Raw genomic sequence first — 6,090 nt, forward strand, 5'->3', positions numbered from 1 at the left:
GTGTCGGCGCAGCGGCTGGCCGAGCTGAAATCGCGCTATGGTCTGCCGGTGTGGCTGGCGGCCGGGGTGCGCACCCGCGCAGATATTGCAGCGGCGCAGCGCACGGCTGGCCCGGCGGACCTGTTGCTCCTGGATGCCAAAGCGCCTACGGACGCGCCTCTGCCGGGCGGCAATGGCCTGGCGTTTGATTGGCGGCTGCTGGTTGATGGCCGGCCGGCGCGGGCCTTTGGCTTGGCGGGCGGCCTGCGCATTGATAATGTGGCCGATGCCATTCAAACGGTGGCACCGGCGCTGGTGGACGTGGCATCGGGTGTGGAAGACGGTCCTGGGGTGAAATCAGTGAGCAAGATCATGGCCTTTGCCAATCAAGTGAGGGCGGCATGAACGCGCAAGCAAAATCGCTGCGCGCTGGCCCGGACGGCGCTGTTGTTGACTCGTCGCCGGGTCAGTCGCTTCGCTCCGGCCCCGACGACAGGGGCCATTTTGGCGAATTTGGCGGGCGCTATGTCGCCGAAACGCTGATGCCGCTGATCCTCGATCTGGAAAAAGCCTATACGGCGGCCAAGGCCGATCCGGCGTTTCGCGCCGAATTTGACGATCTGCTCACCCATTATGTTGGCCGGCCAAGCCCGCTTTATTATGCGGAGCGTCTGACCGATCATGTGCGCTCCCTGGCGGCGGCGCAGGGCCACGCCGATGGCGGCCCGAAAATCTATCTGAAGCGTGATGAGCTGAACCACACCGGCGCGCACAAGATAAACAATTGCATCGGCCAGATCCTGCTGGCGCGGCGCATGGGCAAGACGCGGATTATCGCCGAAACCGGCGCTGGTCAGCACGGCGTCGCCACTGCCACCGTGGCGGCGCGCTTTGGCCTGCCGTGCACCATCTTCATGGGTGCGCGCGATATCGAACGGCAGGCGCCCAATGTGTTCCGCATGAAATTGCTCGGCGCCGAAGTGCGCGCCGTGGAATCGGGCAGCCGCACCCTGAAAGATGCAATGAACGAAGCCCTGCGCGATTGGGTGACCAATGTGCACGACACATTCTACATTATCGGCACCGCGGCTGGCCCGCACCCGTATCCAGAGCTTGTGCGCGATTTCCAGAGCGTGATCGGCATTGAGGCGCGCGCGCAAATCCTGGACCGCGAAGGCCGCTTGCCGGATTTGCTGATGGCGGCGATCGGCGGCGGATCGAATGCCATCGGGCTCTTCCATCCGTTCCTGGATGACGCCGATGTCCGCATGATCGGCGTGGAAGCTGCCGGGCATGGCCTGAACACCGCCGAACATGCCGCGTCGCTGGCTGGCGGCCGCGCCGGCGTGCTGCACGGCAACAAGACAATGCTGCTGCAGGACGAAGACGGCCAGATCACCGAAGCGCACAGCATTTCGGCCGGGCTGGATTATCCCGGTATCGGCCCCGAACATGCCTGGCTGCACGCCATTGGCCGCGTGGAGTATCAATCGGCCACCGATACCGAGGCGCTGGCGGCGTTTCAGCTGCTGAGCACGGTGGAAGGCATTATTCCGGCGCTGGAACCGGCGCATGCCCTGGCCGCGCTGGTGCGGATTGCGCCGGGGATGGCGCGTGATCAGATCATCATCGCCAATTTGTGCGGGCGCGGCGACAAGGATATTTTCACGGTGGCCGAAGCCTTGGGCGTGAAATTGCTGTGATGGACCGGCTCTCCACGCGATTTGCTCACTGCTCAGCCGAGGGCCGCGCGGCGCTGGTGACGTTTGTGACCGCTGGCGATCCCGATCTGGCGATTTCCGCGCAGATTTTGGCGGCGCTGCCGCCGGCTGGCGCGGATGTGATCGAAATCGGCATGCCGTTCACCGATCCGATGGCCGATGGCCCGGCGATTCAGCGCGGCAATTTGCGCAGCCTGGGTTCCGGCACCACCTTGCGCAATCTGATCGCGCTGGTGCGGGATTTTCGCACCGCCGACGATGCCACGCCGGTGGTGCTGATGGGCTATTTCAATCCGATCCTCAGCTTTGGCCCGGAACGCTTTGCCGCCGAAGCCAAGGCTGCCGGTATTGATGGCTGCATCGTCGTCGATCTGCCGCCTGAAGAAGCCGGTGAACTGGCCCCGGCGCTGCAGGCACACGGCCTGCACCTGGTGCGGCTTGCCACGCCAACCACCGATGCAGCGCGGCTGCCGGCGGTGCTGGAAGGCGCATCGGGCTTTCTTTATTATGTCTCCGTGGCCGGCGTTACTGGCGCGGGCAGTGCGCAGGCCGGCGATGTCGCGGCTGCTGTGGCCCGGCTGAAAGCGGCCACATCACTGCCGATTGCAGTCGGCTTTGGCGTGCGCACCCCTGAACAAGCCGCAGCCGTGGCGCGCTGCGCCGATGCGGTTGTGGTGGGCAGCGCCATCGTGGATGCCATTGGCGATGCAGCCGCCGAGCGCGCCAACGATATTCCCGCCCGCGTTGCGATACAGGTCACCGCCCTGGCGCATGCTGTGCGGACCGCCCGGCACGCGCAATCTGCCGAGGAGATGGCATAATGAGCTGGATCACCCGCACCCGCCAGCAATTGACTGGCTTCCTGGCCAAGCGCGACACGCCGGAAAATCTGTGGACCAAGTGCAAGAATTGCGGAACCATGGTGCACAGCAAGGAATGGGCCGACAATGATCATGTCTGCCCGCGCTGTGAACATCATGATCGCATTGGCGGGCGCACCCGCTTTGCCCAGCTGTTCGATGGCGATTACCGGGTGCTCAGCGCGCCGCGCGTGGCCGAGGACCCGCTGAAATTCAAGGATCAAAAGCGTTATGGCGACCGGCTGAAGGCTGCGCGCGCGCAAACCGGCGAACAGGATGCGATGCTGGTGGCCGAAGGCCTGATCGGCGGCCAGCGCGCCGTGGTGGGTGTGCAGGATTTTGCCTTCATGGGCGGATCGATGGGCATGGCGGTGGGCGAAACCTTCCTGTCCGGCGTGGATGCCGCGCTGGCCGCGCGCTGCCCGTTCGTGATGTTCACTGCGGCCGGCGGCGCGCGCATGCAGGAAGGCATATTGAGCCTGATGCAGATGCCGCGCACCACTGTGGGCATCCAGATGCTCAAGGATGCCGGTCTGCCTTATATCGTCGTGCTCACCGATCCGACCACCGGCGGCGTGACCGCCAGCTATGCTATGCTGGGTGATATTCACATCGCCGAACCAGGTGCATTGATCGGTTTTGCCGGCCAGCGCGTCATCGAACAGACCATCCGCGAAAAACTGCCCGAAGGCTTTCAGCGCGCCGAATATCTGCTGGAACACGGCATGCTGGATATGGTCGTGCACCGCCGCGATCTGAAGGCCACGCTCGCCCAGTTGATCGGCCTGTTGATGGCGCGGCGGCGCGCTGCATGACCGCGGGCGGCGGCGCTTCGTCTTCGGGCAATTGGCCCACGGGCGCCCGCATGCCGCCGGCACGGTCGGACAATCCGGTGCTCGATGCGCTGTTGCGCAAGGCCTATGATCTGCATCCCACCGAAATCGAGCTGACGCTTGATCGGCTGGAGCAACTGCTTGATCGGCTGGGCAATCCGCATCACCGTTTGCCGCCGGTGTTTCATGTGGCGGGCACCAACGGCAAGGGATCGACCTGCGCCTTCCTGCGTGCCTGCCTGGAAGCGCAGGGCTACCGCGTGCATGTGTACACCAGCCCGCATCTGGTGCGGTTCAATGAGCGCATCCGGCTGGCCGGGCACTTGGTGGACGATGATGCGCTGATCCTGCTGCTCAAGGATGTCATCGGCCGCAATGCCGGCGCGCCGATCACCTTTTTTGAATTGACCACGGCCGCAGCGTTTCTGGCCTTTGCCACGGTGCCGGCCGATGCCTGCATCATCGAAGTGGGCATGGGCGGGCGCATGGATGCCACCAATCTGATCCCCACCGCGCTGGTATCGGGCATCAGCCAATTGGCGCTGGATCATCAGCTATGGCTGGGGCCGACAATCCTGGATATCGCCCGCGAAAAGGCCGGCATTGCCCGGCGCGGCGTGCCGCTGGTGACCGGCCGGCATTCGGCGGCGGTGACGGCGCGCATCGCCGAAGTGGCCGGCCTGGCCGGTGCCCGCCTGCTGATTCGCGGCCAGGATTGGGATGCCGCCCTGTATGAAGGCCAATTGCATTACCGTGACGAGGCCGGGCGGCTGGCGCTGCCGCTGCCGCGTCTGGCCGGGGCGCATCAGCACGACAACGCCGCGCTGGCAGTCGCGATGCTGCGCGCGCAAGGCGTGTTGCCGATCAAGGATGCCGGCTTCAAGGCTGGCATGGGTTGGGCGGAATGGCCGGCGCGGCTGCAACGGCTGGATGCCGGCCCGCTGCCGGATCTGCTGCCGGCCGGATCGAGCCTGTGGGTGGACGGCGGCCACAATCCCGCCGCCGGGCGGGCACTGGCCGATGCGGTGCGGCCGCTGCTGGCCGAGGGGCAGCCATTGATTGTGGTGGCCGGCATGTTGGCTGCCAAGGATGCCGAAGGCTTTTTGAAGCCATTTGTGGGCCTGGCCAGCGCGCTGCATGCCGTGCCGGTGCCGGGCCATGCCGGCCATGATCCGGCCGTGCTGGCGGCAAGCGCAGCGGCGCTGGGCATTGCCGCGGTGACCGCGCCTGATCTGCGGCAGGCCCTGAAGGCGATCGCGCGCAGCAAGGGGACACCGCCGCTGGTGCTGATCACCGGATCGCTGCATCTGGCCGGCAAGGCGCTGGCGCTGAATGGGCAGCCGCCGGTTTAGCGACCGGGGGGGCAGTTGAGGCCTCAGTGGGTGAAGGCGTAAGCCGCAATCGTGGTGAACAAGCCCAGCGTGAAGAAGGCGAAAAGCACTTTGAAGGCCAAGGGCGTTTGATCGTCCTGCATGGTCTGATCCTCCCGGTTCGCAATAAATCTCATGTTCGCCGCACCAGCAGCGTAACCATCGCCAGCCACGGCACGTCCACCAGCACCACCTGCCGGGCGCCCGCCGTGGTGGGCAGCAATTGGATGCGATTGCCATCCACGGCAATCAGGCGGCCAAAGGCAAAGCGGCCGGCGGGGCGCGGACAAATGATATCGCGGTTGATCGCGCCCGTAAATTGGCCGGGCGACAGCCGCCGCGCCCACAGCTCATCACCGGAGCGGTAATCACCCTGCGCGGTTTCCACCACGAGGCCGATCAGATCGCCCTGCGGCTGCGGCGGCACCAGCGTGCGCGGCCGTTCCGGCGCATCGACACCCAGCGCGCCGATCACGGCGGCCACCGGCACGTCGGCGCGGTCAGGCATTGTCACCAGTGTGGACACAGCCACGCCCATCGCGGCGGCAATCCGCTCCAGCCAATCGATGGACACGGTGCGCATGCCGGTTTCCAGCCGCCCGATGGTTTGCGGGGTGGTGGGCGGTGAGCAGGCGGTTGCAACATCGGACAAGGTCAGCCCACGGCTTTTGCGGATGTCGCGAATTCGGGTGAGCATGAAAACCTCCGATGGAAGAACCGATATGGTTATCTCTGTCCTACATCAGGGATGATATGCAACAGGTTTCTGGTTCGCTGGTACCAGAAGGAATATAGAATGGCCAAACGCTCCGCACGCCCCATTGCTGCCGATGATCCGGATGTTCTGCCGCCATTGGAAAATCGCCTGATTGGCACGCGCATCCTGCCGGCGCCCGACGTGATCGACCGGGCGCGGGTGACGGTGAACCTGGCCGAACAGCCATTGGCCTGGCTGGCGCGGCGCGGCCACATCAGTGCGGCGCAATTGCTGGCGTCCGAGAGGCTGAGGGGTGATTTTCACCGCGCGCAAATCGGCCCGCGCGTCACGATGCGCTGGGATCCAGTGCCGGCGACTCGCAGCAGCGCCGGCGCGCCCGATCCGTCTGGCGGGCAAATTGCGGCGCGCCAGCGCTTTGACGCGGCGGTGGCGGCGTGCGGGCCGGGCCTTTCGGATGTGCTGTGGCGGGTGGTGTGCATGGGGGAGGGGCTGGAAACCGCCGAACGAGCGCTGGGCTGGCCGGTGCGTGCCGGCAAATTGGTGCTGACACTGGCGTTGGACCGGCTGGTGGGCCATTACGGGATCGACAGGATGGAGTGATTGATCATG

Annotated in this window: 8 protein-coding genes; 6 read left to right on the forward strand and 2 right to left on the reverse strand. The window is 65.5% G+C overall.

Going from position 1 to position 6,090, the window contains the following annotated elements:
* From ABWP50_RS05540 to ABWP50_RS05560, 5 genes are all read left to right on the forward strand, one after another.
* Positions 1-384 (forward strand): phosphoribosylanthranilate isomerase (locus ABWP50_RS05540; RefSeq protein ID WP_502950986.1); only part of this gene is annotated, 384 nt, incomplete at its 5' end.
* Positions 381-1,682: a tryptophan synthase subunit beta gene (gene trpB, locus ABWP50_RS05545; protein WP_353216996.1), complete on the forward strand. Its 1,302-nt coding sequence runs from the start codon at positions 381-383 to the stop codon at positions 1,680-1,682. The genes ABWP50_RS05540 and trpB, both read left to right, overlap by 4 nt.
* Positions 1,682-2,521: a tryptophan synthase subunit alpha gene (trpA, locus tag ABWP50_RS05550; RefSeq protein ID WP_353216997.1), complete on the forward strand. Its 840-nt coding sequence runs from the start codon at positions 1,682-1,684 to the stop codon at positions 2,519-2,521. Before trpB ends, trpA begins: the two co-directional genes overlap by 1 nt.
* Entirely contained in the window at positions 2,521-3,375 is an 855-nt protein-coding gene (gene accD, locus ABWP50_RS05555) for an acetyl-CoA carboxylase, carboxyltransferase subunit beta (RefSeq protein ID WP_353216998.1), read from the forward strand. The genes trpA and accD overlap by 1 nt, the downstream gene beginning before the upstream one ends.
* 50 nt (positions 3,376-3,425) lie before the next feature.
* Complete coding sequence (locus ABWP50_RS05560) at positions 3,426-4,745, forward strand: bifunctional folylpolyglutamate synthase/dihydrofolate synthase (protein ID WP_353217022.1); 1,320 nt, start codon at positions 3,426-3,428, stop codon at positions 4,743-4,745.
* A gap of 23 nt (positions 4,746-4,768) precedes the next feature.
* On the opposite strand, the gene ABWP50_RS05565 is transcribed toward ABWP50_RS05560, so the two are convergent.
* Both ABWP50_RS05565 and ABWP50_RS05570 read right to left on the reverse strand, forming a co-directional pair.
* Positions 4,769-4,900, reverse strand: coding sequence for a hypothetical protein (locus ABWP50_RS05565; RefSeq protein WP_353216999.1), 132 nt, complete (start codon positions 4,898-4,900; stop codon positions 4,769-4,771).
* Entirely contained in the window at positions 4,897-5,460 is a 564-nt protein-coding gene (locus ABWP50_RS05570) for a helix-turn-helix domain-containing protein (RefSeq protein ID WP_353217000.1), read from the reverse strand. The genes ABWP50_RS05565 and ABWP50_RS05570 overlap by 4 nt, the downstream gene beginning before the upstream one ends.
* 99 nt (positions 5,461-5,559) lie before the next feature.
* Here ABWP50_RS05570 and ABWP50_RS05575 point away from each other — a divergent pair, with 99 nt between their 5' ends.
* A complete protein-coding gene (locus ABWP50_RS05575; RefSeq protein ID WP_353217001.1) occupies positions 5,560-6,081 on the forward strand; it encodes a DUF6456 domain-containing protein in 522 nt (173 codons plus the stop codon).
* The last annotated feature ends 9 nt before the right edge of the window (positions 6,082-6,090 follow it).

This window comes from Sandarakinorhabdus sp., from assembly GCF_040398645.1.
GTDB lineage: Bacteria > Pseudomonadota > Alphaproteobacteria > Sphingomonadales > Sphingomonadaceae > Sandarakinorhabdus.